Source organism: Candidatus Poriferisodalis sp., from assembly GCF_965262965.1.
Lineage (GTDB): Bacteria > Actinomycetota > Acidimicrobiia > Acidimicrobiales > Poriferisodalaceae > Poriferisodalis.
The window spans coordinates 890,097-913,036 of sequence record NZ_OZ253573.1; the positions used below are offsets into that span (position 1 = coordinate 890,097).

Annotated in this window: 19 protein-coding genes and 2 pseudogenes; 6 read left to right on the forward strand and 15 right to left on the reverse strand. The window is 65.1% G+C overall.

Features of this window, described 5'->3' with window-relative positions:
- Window positions 1-57: 57 nt before the first annotated feature.
- A complete protein-coding gene (locus ACQY5K_RS04140) occupies window positions 58-3,939 on the forward strand; it encodes a DEAD/DEAH box helicase family protein (protein ID WP_428122544.1) in 3,882 nt (1,293 codons plus the stop codon).
- Window positions 3,929-4,564 carry a hypothetical protein gene (locus ACQY5K_RS04145; RefSeq protein ID WP_428120320.1) on the forward strand — a complete coding sequence of 212 codons (636 nt, stop codon included), beginning with the start codon at window positions 3,929-3,931 and terminating at the stop codon, window positions 4,562-4,564. The genes ACQY5K_RS04140 and ACQY5K_RS04145 overlap by 11 nt, the downstream gene beginning before the upstream one ends.
- A 44-nt stretch (window positions 4,565-4,608) precedes the next feature.
- On the opposite strand, the gene ACQY5K_RS04150 is transcribed toward ACQY5K_RS04145, so the two are convergent.
- The 5 genes from ACQY5K_RS04150 to ACQY5K_RS04170 form a co-directional block, all read right to left on the reverse strand.
- The gene (locus ACQY5K_RS04150) at window positions 4,609-4,989 is read right to left on the reverse strand and encodes a PIN domain-containing protein (protein ID WP_428120322.1); all 381 of its coding nucleotides are present in this window, start codon (window positions 4,987-4,989) and stop codon (window positions 4,609-4,611) included.
- Entirely contained in the window at window positions 4,973-5,272 is a 300-nt protein-coding gene (locus tag ACQY5K_RS04155; protein ID WP_428120324.1) for a hypothetical protein, read from the reverse strand. The genes ACQY5K_RS04150 and ACQY5K_RS04155 overlap by 17 nt, the downstream gene beginning before the upstream one ends.
- A gap of 72 nt (window positions 5,273-5,344) precedes the next feature.
- A complete protein-coding gene (locus ACQY5K_RS04160; protein WP_428120326.1) occupies window positions 5,345-6,499 on the reverse strand; it encodes a redoxin domain-containing protein in 1,155 nt (384 codons plus the stop codon).
- Between the two features lie 31 nt (window positions 6,500-6,530).
- Window positions 6,531-7,697, reverse strand: a complete 1,167-nt coding sequence (locus ACQY5K_RS04165) for a hypothetical protein (RefSeq protein ID WP_428120328.1) — start codon at window positions 7,695-7,697, stop codon at window positions 6,531-6,533.
- Between the two features lie 7 nt (window positions 7,698-7,704).
- Window positions 7,705-8,934: a hypothetical protein gene (locus ACQY5K_RS04170; protein WP_428120330.1), complete on the reverse strand. Its 1,230-nt coding sequence runs from the start codon at window positions 8,932-8,934 to the stop codon at window positions 7,705-7,707.
- Between the two features lie 102 nt (window positions 8,935-9,036).
- Here ACQY5K_RS04170 and ACQY5K_RS04175 point away from each other — a divergent pair, with 102 nt between their 5' ends.
- Entirely contained in the window at window positions 9,037-9,816 is a 780-nt protein-coding gene (locus tag ACQY5K_RS04175) for an SDR family oxidoreductase (protein ID WP_428120332.1), read from the forward strand.
- A 73-nt stretch (window positions 9,817-9,889) separates the two neighbouring features.
- Here ACQY5K_RS04175 and ACQY5K_RS04180 read toward each other — a convergent pair whose 3' ends face one another.
- The 6 genes from ACQY5K_RS04180 to ACQY5K_RS04205 form a co-directional block, all read right to left on the reverse strand.
- Window positions 9,890-11,044, reverse strand: coding sequence for an acyl-CoA dehydrogenase family protein (locus ACQY5K_RS04180; protein ID WP_428120334.1), 1,155 nt, complete (start codon window positions 11,042-11,044; stop codon window positions 9,890-9,892).
- 22 nt (window positions 11,045-11,066) lie between these two features.
- Window positions 11,067-12,476 (reverse strand): carotenoid oxygenase family protein, encoded by a 1,410-nt coding sequence (locus tag ACQY5K_RS04185; RefSeq protein ID WP_428120336.1) that lies wholly within the window; start codon window positions 12,474-12,476, stop codon window positions 11,067-11,069.
- Window positions 12,476-13,942 (reverse strand): N,N-dimethylformamidase beta subunit family domain-containing protein, encoded by a 1,467-nt coding sequence (locus tag ACQY5K_RS04190; RefSeq protein ID WP_428120338.1) that lies wholly within the window; start codon window positions 13,940-13,942, stop codon window positions 12,476-12,478. The genes ACQY5K_RS04185 and ACQY5K_RS04190 overlap by 1 nt, the downstream gene beginning before the upstream one ends.
- A gap of 64 nt (window positions 13,943-14,006) precedes the next feature.
- A complete protein-coding gene (locus tag ACQY5K_RS04195) occupies window positions 14,007-14,534 on the reverse strand; it encodes a hypothetical protein (RefSeq protein ID WP_428120340.1) in 528 nt (175 codons plus the stop codon).
- A 52-nt stretch (window positions 14,535-14,586) separates the two neighbouring features.
- A complete protein-coding gene (locus ACQY5K_RS04200) occupies window positions 14,587-15,408 on the reverse strand; it encodes an MBL fold metallo-hydrolase (RefSeq protein ID WP_428120342.1) in 822 nt (273 codons plus the stop codon).
- A gap of 44 nt (window positions 15,409-15,452) precedes the next feature.
- Entirely contained in the window at window positions 15,453-17,030 is a 1,578-nt protein-coding gene (locus ACQY5K_RS04205) for an FAD-dependent monooxygenase (RefSeq protein ID WP_428120344.1), read from the reverse strand.
- Between the two features lie 113 nt (window positions 17,031-17,143).
- On the opposite strand from ACQY5K_RS04205, the gene ACQY5K_RS04210 reads away from it, so the two are divergent.
- Window positions 17,144-19,429 (forward strand): CotH kinase family protein, encoded by a 2,286-nt coding sequence (locus ACQY5K_RS04210; protein WP_428120346.1) that lies wholly within the window; start codon window positions 17,144-17,146, stop codon window positions 19,427-19,429.
- 63 nt (window positions 19,430-19,492) lie between these two features.
- Here the strand turns inward: ACQY5K_RS04210 and ACQY5K_RS04215 are convergent, their stop codons facing one another.
- The 4 genes from ACQY5K_RS04215 to ACQY5K_RS04230 all read right to left on the reverse strand — a co-directional run bounded on the left by ACQY5K_RS04215 (window position 19,493) and on the right by ACQY5K_RS04230 (window position 21,255).
- Entirely contained in the window at window positions 19,493-19,918 is a 426-nt protein-coding gene (locus tag ACQY5K_RS04215; RefSeq protein ID WP_428120348.1) for a PPOX class F420-dependent oxidoreductase, read from the reverse strand.
- Window positions 19,919-20,055: 137 nt separating this feature from the next.
- A complete protein-coding gene (locus tag ACQY5K_RS04220; RefSeq protein ID WP_428120350.1) occupies window positions 20,056-20,577 on the reverse strand; it encodes an adenine phosphoribosyltransferase in 522 nt (173 codons plus the stop codon).
- A 37-nt stretch (window positions 20,578-20,614) separates the two neighbouring features.
- The gene (locus ACQY5K_RS04225) at window positions 20,615-21,001 is read right to left on the reverse strand and encodes a type II toxin-antitoxin system VapC family toxin (protein ID WP_428120352.1); all 387 of its coding nucleotides are present in this window, start codon (window positions 20,999-21,001) and stop codon (window positions 20,615-20,617) included.
- Window positions 20,998-21,255, reverse strand: coding sequence for a type II toxin-antitoxin system VapB family antitoxin (locus tag ACQY5K_RS04230; RefSeq protein WP_420443497.1), 258 nt, complete (start codon window positions 21,253-21,255; stop codon window positions 20,998-21,000). Before ACQY5K_RS04230 ends, ACQY5K_RS04225 begins: the two co-directional genes overlap by 4 nt.
- 834 nt (window positions 21,256-22,089) lie before the next feature.
- Here ACQY5K_RS04230 and ACQY5K_RS04235 point away from each other — a divergent pair.
- A pseudogene (locus ACQY5K_RS04235) lies at window positions 22,090-22,566 on the forward strand (transposase); the annotation flags it as partial.
- Between the two features lie 134 nt (window positions 22,567-22,700).
- Window positions 22,701-22,922: pseudogene (locus ACQY5K_RS04240) on the forward strand (transposase); the annotation flags it as partial.
- Window positions 22,923-22,940: the final 18 nt, after the last annotated feature.

The window sequence follows — 22,940 nt, forward strand, 5'->3', positions numbered from 1 at the left end:
TTCGAGGAACTCGTCAAGATCGTCTTCCTTGAAAGTCCCGAGTACGAGATCGACGAGATCGAACACTGGGGACGGTGGCGCGAACGTCAGCAGCTGACCGGCCTCAGCGGCAAGGACACCGGCATCGACCTTGTCGCGCGTCACCGTGACGGCAGCCACATCGCCATCCAATGCAAGTGCTACGCACCGAAGCGACGAGTCGCCAAGGCTGACATCGACTCGTTCCTGAGCCAATCGCAGGCGACCGACGCCGCCGATCAGCCCGTGTTCGCGATGCGTTGGATCGTCACGACATCGCCGTGGACCGACAACGCACTCGTGCAGGTAGACAGCCTCGGATCCTCGGTCCGCCGGATCGACTTCCTGCACCATGAATTCGAGAAGATCAGCGAGAAGCTGCAGGAGCGGCCTGTTCGTGCACCTTGGCCACGCCAGCACGAGGCGATCGACAAGGTCGTTGATGGCTTGTCGCACCACAACCGGGGCCGGATGATCATGGCCTGCGGCACAGGCAAGACGTTCACTTCGCTGCGCATCGCCGAAAGCGTGGTCCCTGACGGCGGACGCATCGCATTCGTGGCGCCGAGCATCGCGCTGGTGGCACAAGCGCGCCGAGAATGGCTGCTGCACACGACGCGACCCCTTGAGTGTGTCGTCGTCTGCTCCGACGAGTCCGCGGGCGGCCGCTCAGAGAGCGCGACCGAGATGCGGGTCTCCGAGCTGGAGTGCCCGGTGACGACGTCGCCGCAGCAACTCGGGGTGATGCTGGACCCCGTCCGCGACACCGACATAACACGCGTGGTGTTCTGCACGTATCAGTCGCTGCATCGACTCTGCGAGGCCCAGAGCGAACACGCTGCCGGGGCATTTGATCTGGTCCTCTGCGACGAGGCGCACCGCACGACTGGAGCCATTTCCGACGCGGCCGGAACCCAGCGGGACAGCGGCTTCCAGATGGTCCACGACGACGATCGCCTGCGTGCCCGCAAGCGGCTCTACATGACGGCTACTCCCCGCATCTACACCGCCTCGTCCAAGGCATCGCTCGCTGGACGCGGCATCGGGACCGTCGACATGAACGACCTGCATGTCTATGGTCCCGAACTGGAGCGCCTGTCGTTCAAGGAGGCAGTCGAGACCGACATGCTCGCCGATTATCGGGTGATCGTCTTGGGCGTCCACGACAGCGCCGTTCCGGCAGGCATGCGACAGCGGCTCATCGACCTGGGCGACGCATCCGCCGAATCGCAGACGCAGAAGGGAGGCCCGAAACCGCTGGTCGTCAGCATCGAAGACCTTCAACGGCTGCTCGGCACGTCGCTCGCCATCAACGGCATGGCCGAGGGCAGCGAACTGGAGGTGCCTCGGCGGCTTGACAGCACCATCGCCTTCGCAAATTCCATCGCGAGGTCAAAGTTCTATGCCATGGGACTGGCTGATTCGCAGCTGCGCGCCCTCATCACCCGACGCAGGCGCGCACACGGAGAAACGGAAGGCGCCGCCAAGGTCGAAGCGACTCACCTCGACGGAACTGCACCGGCCTTCGAGCGCAGCGAGGAACTGCGCAAGCTCGCGCGGACTCGCACCGACCAGTGCGCTCGCGTGATCTGCAATGCGAAGCTGCTGACCGAAGGGGTGGACGTGCCGTCGCTGGATGCGGTGGTGTTCATGGAGCCTCGCGACAGCCAGGTTGACATCGTGCAAGCCGTCGGACGAGTCATGCGGCGCGTCGAAGGAAAGAAGCTCGGCTACATCGTGATTCCCGTCCCGGTGCCGCCGGGCGAAGATCTGGCAGCGACGCTCGAGGCGGGCGGCAGCGGCTACGAATCAGTCGGCCAAGTGCTGAGGGCGCTGCAGGCCCACGACACTCGCCTCGCCGAGACTCCGGCCCGATTCGTCACAGCATGCGAGGTCACTCGCCCGCCGCCTGAGGGGCATCGGGGCGATGGCGACGACTTGGAAGAAAACGTCGATGAGCCTGCACAACTCCAGCTCGATCTGCACAAGGCGGGCGCTGCCATCTACGCGCATGTCGTCGCCGCGTCGGGTCTGGGGTCGGCCGGCAAGCTCGTGGCAGACGATCTGGGGCTCGCCGTGACCTTCGCCGGTGCTCGCTTCAGTGAAGGCGATCTTGCGGCGCCGCTGGCGGCCGCGCTCGGCAATCTCGCCGTTGACGACACCAACAAGACCGACATCTGCAAGGTTGCCGCGCTCGTTCTGATCAATGCCTGCCTGCTGCACCGTCGCCTGCGCGAGGTGCCCCGGTTCAGCGACATCGCCGACTTGGCCCGCGTGACCGGAGCCCCCGATCCCGCAGCGGTCCTGGCAGACGGGTGGGAGCGGATTCTCGAGCACGACTACGAGCCGGTATTCGGATCTGCGCTCTCCGTGCTCAGGCAACTCCCGACTCGACCGTACGCAGTCGAGGCATTGCGAGGTCTGGCTGAGTGCGCGAACCGCACCGCCGATTCGCTCACCGAGATGGGTTACGACCACGCTGGCCCCCTGTATCACCGCATCCTGCCCAACGCAGCGGCATATGGCGCGTTTTACACCAAGAATCTGTCAGCGCTCATGCTGGCGCGGCTGGCCATTGACGAGGATTTCGCCGACTGGTCCGATTCCGAACAGATCGCCCGCCTGCGGATCATGGACCCCGCCTGCGGCACCGGGACACTCCTCATGGCGGCGCTACGGGTGCTCAAGCAACGCGTCCGCGAGGTCGGCCAACACTTGGACAGCGACGATGCTGATTCCAGCGATTCCGACCTGCATAAGGCCGTCGTCGAGAACGTGCTCCACGGTCTCGATATCAACTCGCCAGCCATTCAGTTCGCTGCATCGAACTTCACTTTGGGCGCTCCGACCGTCGACTTCCGCAAGATGAACTTGTTCACGCTCAGACACGGCCCGCAACCCGATGGATCGATGATGGCGGGAACGCTGGAAGTGCTCGGGTTCGCCGATTCCGCAGCATCACTGCGAAACCTCGTGCAACACGCCGACGCCCGGAGTGTGGGCGCGCAGTTGACCGATTCCGGCGCCGACTTCCCGATTCGCGACATCGATCTCGTCATTATGAATCCGCCGTTCACCAACAACGTAAAGAAAAATTCGCAATACTCGCCTGCTCAGAAGAAGGCCATGCAGCAGCACGAACTTGGGCTGCGCGACGTATTGCTGCACTCAGACCCCGTGGCCGGTGCAACCATTGATGCCAACAGCATCCGCACCTACTTCACACCGATCGTGGAGCGAATGTCGACATCTCGCGGTGCAACCGTCGCTTCGGTGGTCCCCGCGACTGCGTGCACCGCTTCGTCGGGGCAGAACGAACGCCGCTTTCTCGCAGACCGACTCCGCATTGAGACGGTCGTCACGTCACACGATCCGAAGAACATCAACTTTTCCGAAAACACCGGCATTCACGAGTGTTTGCTTATCGCCCGGCGTCGAGATGATCGATCGGATTCGCCTGCAAGCGACCCGCCCACCCGATTCGTGTCGCTTCGCAAGATGCCGTCGACCCCCGCCGAGGCACTCGCCGCCGCCGATGCAATTGCGAGCGGCGACCCTGGTGAATGGGGCAATGTCACGCTGTGGCCAGCCGAGCGCCTACGCGATGGCGACTGGTCGCCCGTGCAGTGGTATGACGGCAATCTCGCCGACGTTGCCCTGTCACTGGAAGCCGGGTCGCCCAATTCGTCCGACGCCAGCGCTGCTCCTATCAGGGGGGGGGAGTTTCGGACCTTCGGGCCAAGCAATCAGGGGCGCCTTCTTCCCCTCCAGGCGCGATACCGACTCGAACCCGACGGCCGCGCAGTCCGTGGGGCATTCCACCAGATCGACTCGAATCGATCTCCGTGCGACGAGCCGTCGGCCCAGCAGGGCGACGCATCCAAGACGCTTTCAGGCCGACGAGTCAATCATGAGCTTTGACGCCTTCTGGTCAGCGTCCGCAAAGCTCCGCCGCACTATGCGCGCTGCCCCTGAACAACTCATCCAGCCTCGGCCAGGCAAGGAACAGCTGGCCGAGCGCTACTGGGCGCAACGCAGCAAGCTGCTGGTTGCCAACCGACACGACACCGTCGCTGGCCGGTTGGTCGCCGTGTACAGCGAGCTCCCATCAGTTGGCTCTGCATGGGTTCCGGTCGCGGTGGCGAATGACGATGAGGCGAAGTCACTGTGCGCGTGGTGGAACAGCACACCGACTCGGATGATGCTGCTGAATCGGCGCACAAAGAAGCTGACCTATCCCTCGTGGTCACTGGACCAGCTGCGAAGTGTTCCGGTGCCATCGCCCGAGAACCCCGCATGGGGCGACTTGCTGGTGGCGTACGAACAGGCCTGTGACATCGAGTTGCTGCCGTTGCGAGACGGGGAGCAATGCGAGGGCAGGCGCATCATTGACAACGCGGCGGCTCAAGTGCTCGGTGTGCCTGAGAGCACCATCGCCGACTGGCGCCGCCGACTCGCCCTCGAGCCGACGATCTCCAACCGAGCTACCGAGGCAGTCGAAAGCGAGGCGTCGCAGCAATCGGAAGCGGAAACGCACATCGGTTGACGGCCTGGGCACATCTGCTCCCGCCGCATTCGCTCTCTGACCGGTCAGACGGGGATGACGTCGACGTCGAGTCGGGCGGCTTCTGCGAGCGCTGCAAGATCGCCCGGGTCCGAGGTCAAGATTTCGTCGCCGTGGCTGCACAGTGCGACGAGCGCTGCATCGATGGCGTCGTCCAGACCTGACCGTGCCAGCAGCACCCCAGCCGACCGGCCCAGAACATCGTCGAGCGGCGCTACTCGTGTGCCGCGCAGCGCCGCCGCCAATCGGGCCTGACGCCCAAATCCGCCTCTCCACACCTGCGCAACTACCCCACCGTGTGTCATCAGCGGCCGGCCTGCCTGACGCGCAAAACGGACGAACGCCCAAGTATCGGGGTCATTCCGCTCAAGAGAGATGAGCGCCCCGGTATCAAGCAGCAGGCTCACCGGACAGACTCAGTTCGCGCGTTCGTGCCCGGACTCGTATAGCTCGTTGTGAGGCCAGACGGCGTGCTTCTTCAACCTGCTCGTCGGTAATCGGCCCGAACTCGGACTCGTAGTCAGCAAGCGCCTCGTCCAGAGCATCGAGCAAGCGCTGTTCCTCGCGCTTGGCCGCCATCGCCTCATTCACCCAGGCACTCACCGACGAGGCGTCGCCGTCGCTCACTGCATCGCTCGCAGCCTCGATGAGGTCCTCATCGACGGTGACGGTAATGCGACGCTTCGTCATACCTTTATCTTATTTCCGGTGCGCGCTCCGGCGTATCGCTCGAGCGCTCCATCGATGCGTATTGCGGTGGCGCTAGCGGCTGAGCAGGCTCTTGATCCGGTTGACGGCTGGGGTCCAGATCCACTCTGGCTGTGTGACTTGGTGGTGATTCTCGCCGGGCAGTTCCATGGGGTCGTAGTAGTTCTTGTCGGAGTTCTTGCGCATGTCCGTCGTCCGCTTGAGCACTTGCATGTGTGCGTAGGCGGTTCCCTTGTGGGTCCAGCCCTGCCGGTTGTAGTTCCAGTTGTCCGGTGCCAAGCGTTGCGCTGCTTCAAAGTACCGCAGTGCACGCTCACTGTCGCCTTCCGCTTCGAAGTGCAGCGCGAGCTTGAACGTCGGCTCCGCCAGCAGCGTGTCGTCGTCGACCGGCTTGCGGCGAGCGGCCAACTCCTCGTTTGACCAGACGAACTCGCTGTCCGCCCCTCGCTCGATCCAGTCGCGAGTTGCATGGGCAAACGCTTCGCTGCCGATGCGGACCTTGCCGAGTCCGAACTTGATCGTGGTCTCGGACGGGTACACACCTTCGTTGCTGCGAACGATGCGCCCCTCCTCGTCGATCCATGCGGCCGACGGCACGTTGACCCAGCCGAACAACGAGCTGATCCGGTGTGTCGGGTCGACAACGCACCGGTACGTCGGCGAGGACCGGTCGAACCACTTGCCGGCTGCGGCCTCGCCTCGTGAGTCTTGGGCCACACCGATCAGCTCGAATCGGTCGGAGCCGATCGAGGTGTAGAGCTCCTGCCAGACCGGCAGGTTGATCCGGCATCCTCACCAGGACGCCCAGGTGAACAGCACCACCTTGCGACCGCGCAAGTCGGACAATCGCAGCGTGTCGCCGTCGCGCTCGCTCATCTCGAAGTCGGGAGCGAGCCCGGATTCCAGCCCGACTCGGCGGATTTCAGGCACCGAGCCGAGGCTCCACACGTCGCCGTCGCGCACATGCTTCTGGCCGATCTTGTCGGCAAAGGCCGAGTAGCAGAACCACACCCAGTCGTCGGCGTCAGCGATCCACGCTTCACGCTCGGCCGCAAACAGCGGCACACACAGCTCGCCGAGGCACACTCCTTCAGGTTTCATCTGCCAGCCAGTGGCTACCTTGAGCTCATCGAGCCGCACCCACAGAACCCGCGTCTCATCCGTCCGCTGGGAGACTTCGCTCGTCGTGTCGTTGGTGAGGATGATCACGGCTTGCCCCGGTTTCAACCGACTCGCGCCATTATGGAAGCCCGCCGCCGGGGTCCATGCCCAGGACCACACGTCCAAAGCTCTCGTAGCCGACATCGGAGACCATGAGGTGCGACTGCACGGTGTAGATGTCGCGCAGGATGCGCTGCATGTGGTTCGCCAGCATGACCGCGCTGCCGCCGGCGTAGCGGAACAAACCGCTGACCACCTCGGTCGCCTCATCGGTGCACCACACCGCGACGGCCTGGGCTTCGGTGACGAGCGCCGGATCGGGCGGGCCGGCCGCGGCTGAGTCGAACATGCGCTCAAGCACCTCGGCCATGCCTGCGGCACAGGCGTTCATCCGGATGGTGCCCTGGCCGATGGCCCGCTGGAACACCTGCCGGTCGGCGATGCTTGTTCCGCCGAGGTAGCCCCGCTTCTTCTCGATCGCGGCGTCGCGCATGGTCTGCAGCGCCAGCCGGCCGAGGGCGTAGGCGAAGCTGCCGTGCTCGTTCACGACGTATGCGGGAAGCCCGAGCCGATGCAGCGTTCCTCCCCGCATCTGCTCGGCCGCGAGCAAGTCGGTTGCGAATCGGTCGGGGACGAAGACGTCGTCCAGCTCGTAGTCGCCGCTGCCGGTTCCCCGCATGCCCAGGGTGTGCCAGTTGTCGTGCAGGATGACCTCGCTGGTGGGCACGAGCGCCCTGATCAGCGGCGGCCCGTCGCAGAACACCGGCACCATCACCCAGTCGGAATGCTCGACACCACTGCCCCACGCCCACCGGCCTGACACCCGGTAGCCCCCGTCGGCCCTTCGGGCCATCCCGCCAGGCCGCAACGCCCCAGCCATGAACGGGAAGCCATCGGCAAGGACCTCCTCGACGGATGCATCTGGCAGCTGAGCCAAGGTGGCGCCGGACACGGCCGCAGTGATGAACATGCACCACGCTGCGGCCGGATCGATCATCACAACCGCTTCGATGACGTCCATTTGGACGACGGGATGGGCTTCAGCGCCGCCCACCTCGCGGGGAGTCTTGAGCATGAACAGCCCCGAGGAGCGCAACGCCTCGACCGACATCGGCGACAGCCGCCGCTCTTGCTCGGATTCGTCCCGGCCCGCTGCAAGTGCATCAGCGACGCTCGCGACGGCATCGAGCAGGTACGACCGATTGGCCTCCCGGTCAGCCGGGAATCGGTTCTCGTAGGTACTCATCGCCTGCTCAGAGTGCGTCGACGATGTGGCGCACCTCGCTCAAGTCCCGCGACAGCAGTGACGCGCGGATCTCTTCGGACTGGCCGGCGAACTTGGGGTCGCACTGGGGACCGTTGAGGTTGTGGACACCGGATTCCTCGACGGTCGGGCCCCATTGGTTGCCGCCGTTGTGGCCCATCTGCGCCGGATCGGTCATGTCGATCGTGTTGGGCCCGAAGCTGGCATCCACCCGGTCGCCGTCGCACATGTGCTCGTGAACATGCCCGTAGGGGTCATGCCAGTAGTCGTAGATCTGCGAGCCGTACACGTGACGGCCCACACCCCACGCCAGCGAATAGGGCGCTCCCTGCGTCGCTCGCTCCCGGAAGTGCATGTGCCCCCGGAAGACGTCATCCATGCTGAACACCTCGAATGCGGCGTGGCTGAACTGGGCTGCGGGGGTGCCATCCATCAACGGCAGCACGAGGATGCTGTGGTGATCGGTTTCGGCAGCACCACGGTCCATCCGCATGAACTGGAACATCACATCGGAGCCAGTCGCCTTGATCAACTCCACCAGCGGCGGCGGGAAGTGCTCTTCTGCGCCGGGCGGGATGATCATGCGGGCCGCGTCGCTCACCAGCATTCCGAAGGTGTCCGCCAGGAATTTCATGAAGGCCTGGTGCGCTCCTGGAGGCACGGCGGCTACCACGTGGCCGAGCCGGTACACCTCGGGCGAGCCGGGGTCCTTCTGAATCGGATAGCGATTGCCGCCCACGTCCTGTTCGACACCTACTCGTTCATCCACGCCGGCGTGGTTGTAGGTATGGCGGCCGCGCCGAGATGCGAGCGGTTCGGCCTGCTGGCCATGCACGGCCTCGAGCACGAACCCGGAGATCGGCTCGACGAAGTGGACTCGCTTGCCGCCGCCAAGCTGGCCCTCGACGCCGTCGATGTCGTGCAACGGCGAGCAGCCAAGCACCGCACCGGCCAATGCAGCCAGGTCATCCTCAGTGTCCACTTGAAACGCAAAGCCGATGAACTTCGCCGGGCCCCGATGGACCACGTGCAGGAACGGCATCGGTTCGAGGCCCCGCGAGATGAGCACGTCGTCGTCGCGGTGGGCCACAACGAGCCCGAAGTCGTTGACGAAGGTCTCCATGGCGTCGAGATCGGGAGCCGAGAATCGGATGTACGCGACATCGGCTGCCTTCACAATCGGCGCCGCTGTCTCGGGACGTGTCGCGGTGTCAGCCATGTCGCCTCCTGTCGAGCGCCAGTACGGTAACCCAGCAGCCGAGCCCCGTCCGTTGCGATCGCGACATGGCGTCGGGCCGCACAGATGAGGAAGGTGATCTCGATGGATCTGGGCCTGGCCGGTCGATCAGCGATCCTGATGGCGTCCAGCCGGGGACTGGGTCGAGCATGTGCTCACAGCGCGGCCCGCGAGGGCGTGAACGTCGTCATCAACGGCCGCACAGCGGAAGATGTGCACGCGACTGCGGACGACATCGCCTCGACCCACGGCGTGCGTGCGCAGGCGGTTGTGGGAGACGCCACCGAGGCCGACGTCCAAGATCAACTGCTGGCCGCATGTCCCGAGCCCGATATCGTGCTGCTCAACGGCGGCGGCCCGCCGCTCACCGGCTTCGGGGACATCGAGCCCGAGCAATGGCAGGACGCGGCACAGCGCCTGCTGATCTCCCCGCTGGTCTTCGTCCGACGGGTGGTATCCGGCATGCAGGAACGGGGCTTCGGCCGCATCGTCACCATCACGTCCGCAATGGTGAAGGCGCCCAACCCTGCGCTGAGCCTGTCAGCGGGCCCTCGGCTCGGCCTGACAGCGGTGCTCAAGGCCCTGTCCAAAGAAGTGGTCAAGGACAACGTGACGATCAACCAGCTACTGCCCGAACGCTTCGACACCGAGCGCCAGCTGTACATGGCCAACATCCAGATGGAGCGCCGGGGCATCACCTACGAGGAGGCACGCGCCGAGCAGGAGGCAACGATCAACGCCGGACGGCTGGGGCGGCCCGAGGAATTCGGCGACGCCTTCGCCTTCATGTGCTCGGCCCAGGCCGGCTACATCAGCGGCCAGAGCCTGCAGCTTGACGGCGGGAGCTACGGCGGCGTCTTTTGAGGCTGTCGTTCTCCAACTCGTCGGTGCGCATGCCCGACCCAATCGAGCTACGCAACGACACGAACGCCAGCAATCAGATCAACGGCGTCGTCGGTTTCAATCCGAGCAGGGAACGGCCCATCTGCTCGCGGCACATGTCCGACTCGAAGAACGCGTGCGTCGCCAGCATGTTGATGTCCCGGAAGAACCGCTGCACGGGCGAGTCGTCGGCGAAATTGGACGTGCCCGAGTGGTGGATGATGTCGTTCACTGATCGACGGCAGTGATCCACGACAAAGCCCGCTTGCGCCTTGAATCGGATGCGATCCGACAGGCTGAATGTGTGGCCCCCCGAGGCCAGCTCAATGGTCTCTCGGACCTGATCAGCCACCAGCCGTTCCGCGACGAGCGCCGCTGCGGCAGCCTCGCCGAGCTGAGCGTGCGCCAACTTGTCGTCCGCCACCACGGTGCGCGAGTGGGTTCGCACCCGCTTCCTGACGATGTGCTCGAAGGCATTGGCCGCGCCTCGCAGCCCGCCAGAGAACACCGGCATGGCTTCGCAATAGATGAACGGCATGAGCGGCAGCAGGTACATCGGATCGTCGTGCAGCCGTGCTCCCGGCGTGTCGCCGGTGACAAAGTCCAAGAGCCGCAGCACCCGGTGCTCGGGGATGAAGACGTCGTGAATCTCGAAGTCGTTGCTGCCCGTGCCCGACATCGCGGCCATGTGCCAACTGTCGACGAGTGTGGTCTCTTCCGCACGCATCGCCACGATGTAGATCTCGCCGTCGGTGCCCCGGCCGCCGGTACATACCCAGTCCGCGTGGACGATTCCCGTGCCCCACGGTGAGCGTCCCGAGGCGATGACACCGCCATCAGTCGGCTCGATGCGGATCGTGGGAGCCGTGGTGACCGGGATGAGGGCGTAGTTCTTGCCATCGAAGAACTCTTCTTGGGCCTTTTCGGAGAACTTCAGCGCCATCCAGTTGTGGCCGCTGTAGAAGGCCAGGATCCAGCCGGTGGACATGCACGCGGCGCTGATGATCTCCACGACTTCACGATGGGTGTGCAGCGAGCCTTGCAAGCCGCCCCAGCGCCGGGGCACGAGAATCGAGATGAGTTCGGCATCGATGAGTTCGCGAATCGTCTCGTCGGGGGGCCGGCGCATGGCCTCCGCATCGGCCGCACGCTCTGCGATGACGGGGGCCAGGTCGCGTGCCCGGCCGACGAGTTCGGCGTGGTCTGACATCAGCCCTGTCGCCGCCAGGTGCTCAGGTCGCCTCGGGCGGAGCGACGGCCGCGTCGGGCACCCAGTTGCCATGGAAGCCGTAGGGCACCCGCTGCGGCAGCGGTACCCGGGCTACAGGAGCACGGCCGAGATCCCGAGCATCGAGGATGACCATCTCGCTGCCGTTGCTTGTCTCGTCGTAGACAAACGAAATCAGCCAGCCGTCGTCCTCGGCGGTCCCGTCGGGATCGGGAACGAAGACCGCCTCGCCGCTCCCCCGGCCGGGGCCGTGATCGTGAAACGCAGCGATGCCGGTGTCGTAGTCGATCTTGAAGTTGGCGCCGGGAATGAGACCGTCGCCCACGCCGACCGTGTAGCCGAAGCGGTGCTTTCGGGCGTTTCGATCGCCCCGTACTTGGGGGAATTCGTGGAACCGGTCGTCGACCCGTTGCTCCGACACCTGGCGGCTCACCGGGTCGACGATCCAGCGGTCGAGCGTCGGCTTGGAATCGCCCGCCGGACCTAGCAGATCCCGGTCGAACATCTTGTCGTAGCGGCACAGGTCGAGCACCACGCGCCCGTCGTCGTCCTCGTAGGCATTGAGCGGGTGGAAGACGTAGCAGAGCCCGACGTCGCACCAGATGATCTCGTCGGCTGTGCCATCGCGGGGCAGCAGTCCAACACGGGCGCCGTAGTCGGGATCCCACCGGAACGGGAACGACGACTTCCCGCTCAGAGCGATGTCGAGGTCGACCGTGACGGACAGGTCGTAGACGACGGCGTAGTTCTCGGTGAGGGACATGTCGTGGATCATCGACATGCCGGGCAATGGAATGTCCACCGTCTTGCGGACCTGGCCGTCCGTGCCGACCACGACGTACTCGATGTGGTCCAGCAAGTCCTGCCACGCATAGCAGATGGCGTGCATCTCGCCCGTGGCGGGATCCACTTTGGGATGAGCGGTGAAGCCGGTCTGCAGCGTCCCGAAGAAGTCGTTGCGGCACACCGTGTCCAGTTCGTAGCCGAGCTCGGCCGGCAGGGCTCCTGCCTCGACGAGCGCCCAGGTGGTTCCGGCATAGCCGCCGACGCTGGTGTTCGGCGAGAAGTCGAGGCCACGGCTGGGTCCGGGGACTGGAGGCTCGCCGAACGTCTCGGTGACTTCGTGACCGCGGACCCAGCGGTTGCGATACCACTCGGCGCGGCCGCCTCGCAGCCGCACGCCGTGCACCATGCCAGTGCCGGTGAACCAGTGGCTTGTGGCGGCATCGGTCGGCACCACCGGGTTTGGGCCATTTCGCAAGTAACGGCCCTCGAAGGCGGCGGGTATTTCCCCAATCACCTCGAGGTCGAACGCAGTGAGCTCTTCGGTCACACGAGCAAAGTTGCCCTCCGTGTAGTTGTTCTGTGGCATTGCCTCGGCAGTGATCTCGGCAGTCTCGGCGGTGTCGGTCATCAGGGACTCCCCGGTTTGCCGCCAGCCAGATCGACGTACCGGCCTATGACGTTGCGTGTCACCGTAGCCACGTCATCGTGCTCGAGGCCATAGGCCCAGTCGGTGCAGCCCGTTGTGAAGACCTCGCCGAAGCCCCGCCGGAACCAGCCCATCACAGCTGCCCCATGTGCGAAGCGTTCCCGGTTCTCAGGCGTGTCGCCGCCGCCGAGGCGCTCAGTCACCCAGTTGAGTTCTCCGACGTAGCTGTCGGGCAGCCCTGGCGGTGCCTCGGAGGTCTCCCACAGGTGGGCAGGCGCGGTGCCCAGCACCTCGAAATTCGCCGGGGTGCCTCCGGTTCCGGTGCTGACCGGCAGCCCGTCGACCAGGGCCAGCTCGCAGCCGTCGCATTCGTAGCCGACGACGACGGGTTCTGCGCCCACTACGTCGCCAGCTATCAGCCGCAGACCGTCGAAGGCCCAGTGACCGGGTCGCCAGATGGTGTAGCCGCCAGTGCCCTTGGGGGCGCTGCGGCAATGGGCATAGCCGCCCCGGGTGAAGCTGACTCCCGTCATCTCGGATTCAGGCCGGCCAGTGAGCGGGTCGCTCCACATGGTGGACACCGTGTGCTCGGCGTCGGTTCCCATCACCGGATCGAGTCGGAAGTCGAGCTTGTAGCCGATCACCCGGTCTTTGTCGCCGAAGCGGACCTGCCAGAACGAGGTGTTGCCCGAGAAGAAGGCAACTGCACCGCCTGTCTCGACCCAATTCTCGACATGGTTGCGCATCTCGGCCGACCAGTATTCGTCGTGCCCGACGCTCAAGTAGAGGCGGCGTCCTTCGAGCAGGTCCGGTCGTAGGTGCAGGTCGCCGCTGGTCGCGTAGTCGAGTTCGACACCGTTGCGCTCAGCCCAGCTGACGAAGAGCCGTTCCCAGTTCGCCCACCCCGCGGCGGCAGACCAGAAGGAGTAGTTGTCGAAGTAGTCGTCGAAATCAGTGCGGGGCAGCTCGGCAAAGCGGGCAACGCGGTAGCGGTGCGGGTCGGGCTTGTCCAGGAAGCCGCGTGGCAGCGGGCGCTGCTGGGAGGACACGTGGCCGCCGGTGTAGAAGCTCGGCCCGCCCCAGTCGTTGTAAGCCGCCCAGGTCGAGGTCGACAGCACGAGCAGGGTCTCGCCCGGCTCGGTTGCCCGCACGACGAAGAACGCCTCTGCCATCTCGCCGTCGGGGCCGTGCAGGCGAACGAGATGGAAGCCCGGCTGCCATGCCGGGTCGATCTCGAGCTGCAGCGTCGGGATCCAGCCGCAGCCCTCGGTGGCGCAGTCGTCGGGGACCGGCTGCTCTGCGGTCGGCACTTCCCATGATCCGACGAGATGGTCGGCGGCGCCGATCCGCAGCACCTCCACACAGCATGAGCCGCCGGTGGCGCTGATCATCAGGTCGACGGTGTCCCCCGCCACGCCGCTGTGCGGCCAGCAATAGCCCGCAATCATGCGGCGACCGTAGTTGCCTCGCCGCTTGGGCAGCTCTGACGTCTGTGCCTTTCCGCCAATGCTCTTAGGCCGTTTCGAGTTCGGCAAAGACGTCTGCTGGGTCCGCGTCGGGCGGTGCGAGGCAGCGCAGGCGAGCGGTGAAGCCGATGTAGTCCCACATGAGGTGCGCACCGTCGCGCCAGCGGCGTATCTCGATCGGACCGGTGCCGATGTCGAGACCATACGGCCGCAACACGTGGACGTCGTCCTCGAAGCTGGCGATCACGTGGATCTCGACCGACTTGTCGAACTCGGCTACGTCATGGACACCGTTGCGCAGCGTCCCGTCGCAGCGCATGTCGTGGACGATGCCGGCGCCGGTCACGACCACCCGGTTGCCGGCTTGTTCGATGCGCTGCACGCGACCGAGTGCGGGATGGTCGGGCTGGATGGCGCCGTCTGCGATCACCTCGATGATCCGCCAGAAGCCCCGCATGTCCGGTGCGCCTTCGCACAGTGGCTCGGTGCAACCCGCCAGGACCGGCGGCGGCCACTGCGTCCAGCCGCCAGTCGGCGTGTAAGCGACAGGGATAGAGTCGGCGGTCGCTGTCATGGGGCTCCTGTCACTGGCAGGTCGGCGAGCGTATGGGTCGGAGTTGGGTGGCTCAGAGGGTGACGGTCGTGAGATCGTCGCCGATGACGATCTCGCCGTCGAAGTTCGCCGCGGCCAACTCGATCCACTCGGGATATTGCTCGGGGGTGGGCGCTGGGACCATGTGCGTCAGCACGAGCCGCTTGGCGCCCGCTCTGGCGGCGGTCTGTGCTGCCTGCTGCACGTCGGAGTGATAGTCGAGGATGTCCAGAAACATCTCGTTGGGGCTCAGCTTGACGAGGTCACTCCGGATGACCGTCTGGACGTAGGCATCGACGCCTGCAGCCAGTTCGTCCACGCCATCGCACGGCACGGTGTCGCCGACCACGGCAGCAGTCGCGCATTCATGGGTGAGGCGGTAGCCGAGCGTGGGCCGCACGGGCGCATGTTCGGTGGCCGCGGTGCTGATCCGAACATCGTTGACGTCGAACGTATCGCCTGGCGCCAGCTCGGTCACTTCGACCTTCGGGGCGTTGACGAGCACCTCGTGATGCTCGATGCGATATCCGATGTCGGCTTCGAGCGCTCCCATCTGCCGTTCGACGAATTGCTCGATGCCCGGCGGGCCGTACACGTTCAGCGTCGCATTCCCCTGGCCCATGATCCAGTGGGTCGTGATCACGTCGTTGAGCCCGCAAACGTGGTCACTGTGGAGGTGGGTGATCAGCACAGCGCTCAGGAACACCGGCAACGAGCCGCCGCCGGTCATGAGCATGACCGTGCCACGGCCGACGTCGATGAGGATGTGCGTATCACCGGCCTTGATGAGCGTCGACGGCCCCGCACGGTTGGCGTCGGGCAGGGGCGAACCCGTCCCGGTCAGCACGATGTCCATGACGTCCTCCCTCTTGCTTCTCAGAGTTGTGTTTCGGACTGCCGTCAGTTCGATTTCAGCTGGAAGGCCGCTCGGTAGGCATCGCACACCGCACGCTCGTCGCCGGCGGCGAACCGGCCGAGCAGGACGCTGTTCTCCAACATGGCCACATAGGTCGCGTCGCCGAAGAGCGCTGTGCGCTGGCGTTCATCGGGGAGGACGAGCGCTTGTCCCATGGTCTGCGCATGGGGGGCATCGACGGCGGCATACAGTTCGGGACGGACTGATTCGAGCAGCGAGTCGAGACCGCCGAAGGCGGTTGCCGCGAGAGGCCCGTCAGCGATGATCTTGGCTCGTTCGGGGTGCAGCAGTGTCAGGAACGTCGACGGTCCGCCGTCGGGCTCGACACGCACCCTCGGGAGCAGCTTGCGCAGGCGTGACGGCACGTCGTCGGCCAAATCGAGAGCGCGTGCGGTGGGAGCGATCTGAGCGGTGATATCGATCGGCTTGCCGCGTCGCAGTCGGCTGATCGTCGCTCGCAGGGCGTTGGCCGGCGGCGAGGTGTTGAACAGCAGCTTGCCCATCTTGAGCGCTTCTTTGATCGTGCCCTTCGTGTCCTCGTAGCACTCGGCTTGGTAGCGATCCAGCAGCGAGCTGGGGGCGGCGCCGGAGGCCACCAGCTCGATCTTCTGGCACAGGTTGCGGGTGTTGCGCATGCCCATGTTGAGGCCTTGGCCCAGGAACGGCGAGGTCTGGTGCGCTGCGTCGCCACAGAGGAAGACGTTGCCGAACCGCCAGCGGTTCGCGATGAGCGAATTGAACTTGTAGACGGTGTGGCGAAGCAGCTCGGTGTGGTCGGGGTCCGAGAACGGGGCGATGAACTCCCGGATCCGCTCGGGTGACTGGATTTCCAAGATGTCGTCGCCGGGGTTGATCCGGAATTCCCAACGGACGTGGTTCTCCACGCCCATGGGCAGATATGTCGTCGGGCGTTGTTGGTCGACAATCTGGTAGGCGCAGCCGTCGTCACCCACACGATGCTCTGGCGCCGAGATGGCATCGATGACCAGGAACAACACGTTGTCGCCGAGCTGTGTCAGGCTGCCGCCGGCCTGCTTGCGCACGAAGCTGTTGGCGCCGTCGCACCCGAGCAGGTACGTCGAGCTCAGGTCACGCATCGTTCTGCTGGACAGCTCTTCGATGGTGAGCTGCGATTCGCCTTCGGTGTAGAGCTTGCGGGCGCTCCAGCCGTAGAACGTGTCGATGTTGTCGGTCTGGCCGGCTACGTCCCGGAGGATGTCCTCGACCTGGGGTTGCACAAACCAATTGCGGGTATCGCCAACCTCAAGGGCTGTGTGCGCGAACGGTTCGTCGAGGTTGTCCTTGTCGAGGTAGTAGCCCGCTCGTGGAGTCCGCTTCAGCGAGATGCGGCCGAAGTCGTGGCCCAGTATCTCGGCGAGGATGGCGCACGAATAGGCGTCGAACATGACGGCCCTCGGGTAGGGGTAGGGGTGCTCGAACTCCTCGATCAGCGCCACCGCCATGCCGGCCCGAGCCAGATGCAGACTCGCGACGCTGCCAACCGGTCCGCCGCCGACGATGATGGCGTCGTAGTGCTGTCGATCCGGGAGCGGCCCTGACATCGCGGCAACCCTAAACGGCTCTTGTCAGAGGCGAAGCGGGCTGACTGCGATAACCGTTGAGACCTTCTCGATATGGTCCGCTCACGTCTCACTGACTTTGAGAGGCTGGACGAATGCGAGTACGCACTCACCGCCAGCGCCGCTTGGCCGCAGCGCTATTGGCAACGACGATCATTGCGGCCGGCTGCACGGGCGCAGCCGACGACGACGCTGCACCCCCGGCCACGACTCTCGGCCCAGCCGCGGCCCCCTCCACCACCGCGGCGCCCGCAGTACTCACAGACGACGACGAAGCCCCTCAGCGCGACGTCTATCTCGCCCTCGACCGCGTGCTCGACGTCAGCATCGAGATCGCCCACACCGATTGGGACACCTTGCGCCACCAGACCCGCACTCTCGCGGACGTGTTCGCGGAGATCGAGGAGTACGGCCTCTCGCGGCCCTTTGCCGACATCTACACCTGGTTCGGTGCCAAGGTGACCGTCGACGGCCAGACACGCGCCGATGTGGGTGTGCGCAAGAAGGGTTTCGTCGGCTCCCAGAGCTCCACCAAGCCGTCCCTCAAGCTCCGCTTCGACAAGTACACCGACGGCCAGTCCCTTTCAGGGGGCATGAACCGGATGACCCTGAACAACAGCGTCCAGGACCTCTCGATGGTCAATACCTGCCTGTCGTACCGGGTGTTCGCCGCGGCTGGCAATCCTGCACCGCGCTGCAACTTCGCCAACGTGTCAGTGAATGGCGCCGATCTCGGGCTGTACGTGCACGTGGAGGAGTTCAAAGCCCCGTTCCTGTCGAGCCACTTCGGGAACGTGGAGGGCAACCTGTACGAAGGCACTGTCAGCGACTTCACACCGGAGTTCCGCGGCACCTTCGAGAAGAAGACCAACGAAGACGCCGACGATTGGTCCGACATCGACGCCGTGGTTGGGGCCTTGAGGGACTCGTCCGACGCCGGCCTGGAGGCGTTGGGCGAGATCGTGGACCTCGACCGGTTTCTCTCGTTCTGGGCGACAGAAGTGCTGGTGGGTCACTGGGACGGCTACGCCGGCGACCGGAACAACTACTGGTTCTACCGTGAGCCCGACGGCCGGTTCGTGTTCATGCCATGGGGCACCGACGGCACGTTCCACCTCCAGGACGACCCAAATCCATTCGACAACATCTCCGACCCTCCGCCGTCGGTGCTGGCGCTCACCGCCATTCCGAACCGCCTGTACAACCACCCTGACTGGCGGGCAAAGTACGTTGCCCGGCTCACCGAGATCCTGGACGCAGTCTGGGATGAAACCGAATTGCTGGCAGCGGTTGACGAGATGGCCGCCATCGTGCAGCAGCACGCCCTACCAGAAGAAGCCATGGCGGCCGCCGCCGATACCGAACGGGTGCGGACGTTCATCTTGAAGCGAAAGGCCGAGATCCTCGCTGACCTCTCCCCCACGCCACCGGACTGGCCCGAACCCCAGGTGTCTGCGGGGCCCAGTGCCGGGTCGGGAACCTTGGAGATCACCTTCGAGACAACCTGGGGAAGCAACCTGAGTCCCAACCCGCTCGGGCAGGGAACCATCCACAGCCTGCTGCTGAACGGTGCCCCCGAGCCGATCCAAGGCATGGGAGTCTTTGCGGGCGACGCCAACCCCGACGAGAGAGTTCTGCTTCCGGGGGTCGAGGCGGCCGCTTCCATCGTCGTCGCGGGGCTTGACGACGACGGCTCCGTCAACGGAATGTCACTGGTCATAGACCCCAGGCTGTTGGTGGCAGGCAGAACGCTGGTCATCGGCGTGGACGCCATAGCGGGGGGAACATGGTCCATCCCGCCGGGAGCCTCGGCACCGGACAGCTTCTCGCCTTTCACCGAGGGTGCGCTGGAACTGTCGAGCGGCCAGACGACTCCCGGCGCCGCCATCTCCGGCGCCTTCTCCGGCGTCTACGGGTCCGCACCGTCATTGTCCGGCCGCGACGGCGCTGACGCGCAGGGTGCAGACCCCTCCACGACCCCGCTAGACGTCGGATTGTTCATCAATGAGGTGGCTGCCAAGGGCGACCCGCTCGACTGGTTCGAGCTGCACAACGCATCGCGTGTCCCGATTGCCCTCGATGGCTTCGAGATGGCCGACAGCCTCACGGACGCCGAAAAACGAGTGCCCTTCCCAGCCGGCACGATCATTCGGCCTGGCGCGTACATGCAATTCAGTTTGGACTCCGACGGCTGGCCTGGCTTCGCGCTCGGGAGCGACGAGGAACTGGGCATCTGGCTGCTGGACGGCACGCTCGTTGCCAGTGTCGACTGGGACGAGGGCCAGTCCGGTGCGGACCAGAGCTACGCCCGAGTGCCCGACGTCACCGGCCGATTCGAAACTGTAGAAACCCCCACTCCAGGCGCCGCCAACCAGCTGTGAAATGCTGGCGCCTCGGCCAACCTCGTTAAGGCAGAGCCGCGCCTTTCTTGAGGAAATGACCGGTTATGCCGGTGTGTGCTCGAAGGACAGGTCTTGGTACAGGTACTGGGTGACGGTGACGCGCAGTACGACGCCGGTGTCGCCACGTTCCGGGAACGGCTTGCCCGTGTACTTGTGGCTCAACGCGTCCAAAGCAGCCATGTCGGCGTCGGGCTCGACCACGCAGGTGCCGCGCAGCTGCAGCTCCTCGTAGGGGTTGTCGATGTCGACGATCGAGATGGCGACACGCGGGTCGCGCAGCACGTTACGCGTCTTGAGCGAGTCCTGTCCGGTGGCAATAGTCACGGTGGACTCGTCCGTGAGCTCGATCCAGACCGGGTCCAGCTTGGGCGACCCGTCTGCGCGCAGCGTCGCGAGGTGTGCGAAGTTCGGCCTGCGCACCAAGTTCTGGGCCTCGGCGCTCATGATCTTCGGTGTCGGTGTGGTCATGATTTGCCTCGCTCAGTGGATCCGCCGGTCGGACTCACCGTAAGCGCGGTCGCCGCGCCAACGCCACACCACCGTCATTCGTGCCAGTGGCTGCCGGGTGCGTTGCTGGACGGTGACGGCTGTAGCTGGCGGGAGCGCTATTCGACGGTGACGGCCGCAGCGATGTGCGCCCTGCCGAGCTGGCGACGCCCGTCGAGGAATGCGAGCTCGACGATGAACGAGAAGCCGACCAGCTCGCCGCCGCCGAGCGTGACCAGTCGGGCGGAAGCAGCCGCCGTGCCACCAGTGGCCAGCACGTCGTCGACGAGCAGCACTCTTGCCCCGTCGACGATCGCGTCGGTGTGCATTTCGAGCCGCTCGGAGCCGTACTCGAGCTCGTAGTCGGCGTGCAACGTCTCGCGAGGAAGCTTGCCGCGTTTGCGCAACGGCACAAAGCCGGCATCCAGTCGAACCGCTGCCATCGAGCCGACAACAAATCCCCGAGCCTCAGGCGCCGCAACGAGGTCGACGCTGCGGTTCTCGAACGGCGCCACCAACTCGTCGACGCAAGATCGCAGCCCCGCCGGATCTGCCAGCAGCGGCGTGATGTCCTTGAAGACAATCCCCGCCCGCGGAAAGTCCGGCACATCCCGAATCAACAACTGCCAATCGCCAGCCATAAGGCGTCTCTCTACACAACCCGCCGAGTCGGCTGCATCATGCTGATTCAACGTCAGTCGCTGCGAAGTCGCCGCCCTTGTACAGCAGTGGTTCTTGGGTTACTTCCGCCAGCGCGTACGCGAAGCAATCGCCGAAATTCAACCCGGCGGGGTGCCGACCCTTCCCGTAGCGTCGCCACGCCAGTCGCGCTACATGCGCCTGTTCGGCCGTCACCTCAACGAGCTGGATCGGCGCGCGGTCGACGAGGCGGTCAAGTTCGTCACCCGCAGCGGTTCCGCCACGGCCTTCGACCACCATGGCAGCTTCCAAGAAATTTGCGAAGGACATTCGGCAGTTCTCGGCCCGTGCCAGCGCAAGTTCGTAGCGGTCAGCATCTTCCTCGGCAAACAGGATCGCAAGGACCGCCGACGTATCGACGATCACTTGGGCAATCCGTACTCGTCGTAGAGCGCATCGCCATGTGCGACCGCTGGTGGTCCGTCGGTGAGCAGGCTCGCGCAGCGCTGTCCGATGGCATGCAACTCACGGACACGAGCATCAACGCTGCGCCGTCGCAATTCCCGTTCAAGGCGTTCTCTGAGCGCCTGGGTGATCGCTCCTGTCTTGGATTCCCCGGTCAAGTGCGCGAGCTCCTCAGCAAGTCGACACGTTTCGTTGTTCTTGATGTTGAGGCTCATGACGCCGAGCGTAGGGTAGATACGCACACCCAGGATCTACCTTTTTCGACGCGTGACGCAGAGCTCCTCCCGAGCGACCCTGCCCGCTCTTCAGGGACTCCACGACCGCAGCATCGAGGTTCTTCGACGAAGGTCCTTGCGGCCCAGTTCTGCACTTCTAGGAGGGTGGTCGGAAAGTCTGGGTGTGGGTCCTGGTGTTGGGGGTTGTGATCGCGGATGATGGTGGGGTGCGCGGTTCGGCTGATGGTCAGGGTTCGATTTTCGATGTCGGGGTGATGGTGGGCGGCCTGCTCGACTCTGAGGGGTTCTTGGTGACGTTGGGGCAGGCTCGCGGCGAGCTGTTTTGTGACGCGGATTTTGATGCGTTGTATGCGTCTGGTCGTGGTCGGCGGTCGCATCCGCCGTCGGTGGTGGCGTTGTTGTTGTTGTTGGGGTTGTTCTATGGCGTGTCGGACCGTGAGGCTGAGCGCCGTTCGCGGTTCGCGGTTCGACATGTCGTGGAAAGCGGCGCTGGGTCTGCCGTTGGAGCATCGCGGGATCGCGCATGTGGTGCTGGTGGAGTTCCGGGCGCGTCTGGTGCGCGCCGGGATGGAGTCGTTTTTGGGGGATCGTGTCAAGATCGCAGCCAAACGCGCCGGGGTGATCGGCCATCGACGCACGATGGACTCGACCGGTGTGGCGGACTCGGTGCTGACCCAGGACACGATCACGCTGATCAGGTCCGGGGTCCGCAGGTGCGTCGGGGCGCTGGCAGCGCTCGACGCCGGGGCCGCAGCGGAGCTGGCGGGGCTGTTGTCGCGCGACGACTACGGGCGGCAAGGCAAACCGCAGGTCATGTGGGCAGACCCCCGGGCGCGGGCCGCTTTGGTCGCGGAGCTGTTCGGCGACGCCGAGACCGTCATCGGGTTCTGCGCCCGTTTCGACGATCCCGGCCTGGCAGCAGCGGTCGAGCTGTTGAGGGTCGTGGCGGGCCAGGACATCGAGATCGCCGCCGCCGACGACGGAGCCGAAACAGCACGGATAGCTCAAAGGGTGGCCCCGGGCCGGGTCGTCTCCACAGTCGATCCCGACGCCCGGCACGGGCACCGTTCGCGCACCGACCGCTACGACGGATACAAGCTGCACGTGTCCGCGGATGTGGACTCGGACCTGATCTGCTCAGCGACCGCGACGCTCGCGACCGTCCACGACGCCGCTGTGATCGGTGACCTCATCGACGCCGACCCGGTCCCGGTCGCGGAGATCATCGCCGACACCCACTACGGATCCGGGCCCACCCGCCGAGCGATGGCCGACCGAGGCATCGACCTCGTCGCCGCCGCCGCGCCGATCCCGGCCCGCGAAGGCATGCTCACCAAAGCCGACTTCGACATCGACCTCGAAACCGCCACGGTCACCTGCCCGCAGGCAAACACCGCACCCATCCCGCCGCCGAACGGCGCCAGGTGCGGTTCGCGGCAACGGATTGCTCAGCGTGCGAGCTCAAGGCGCGATGCACCACACGCGACGGCGGCCGCATCATCGAGATCAACCCATACGAAGAACTCCTCGCCCCCGCAAGAGCACAACGCCACGAACCCGAATTCCTCGCCAGATACCGACTGCGATCCCAGGCCGAACGCAAGATCGCCCAGATCAAGTCCCGCACCAAAAACGTCCCCTGGCGCGGCCTCGACAAAGCCAAC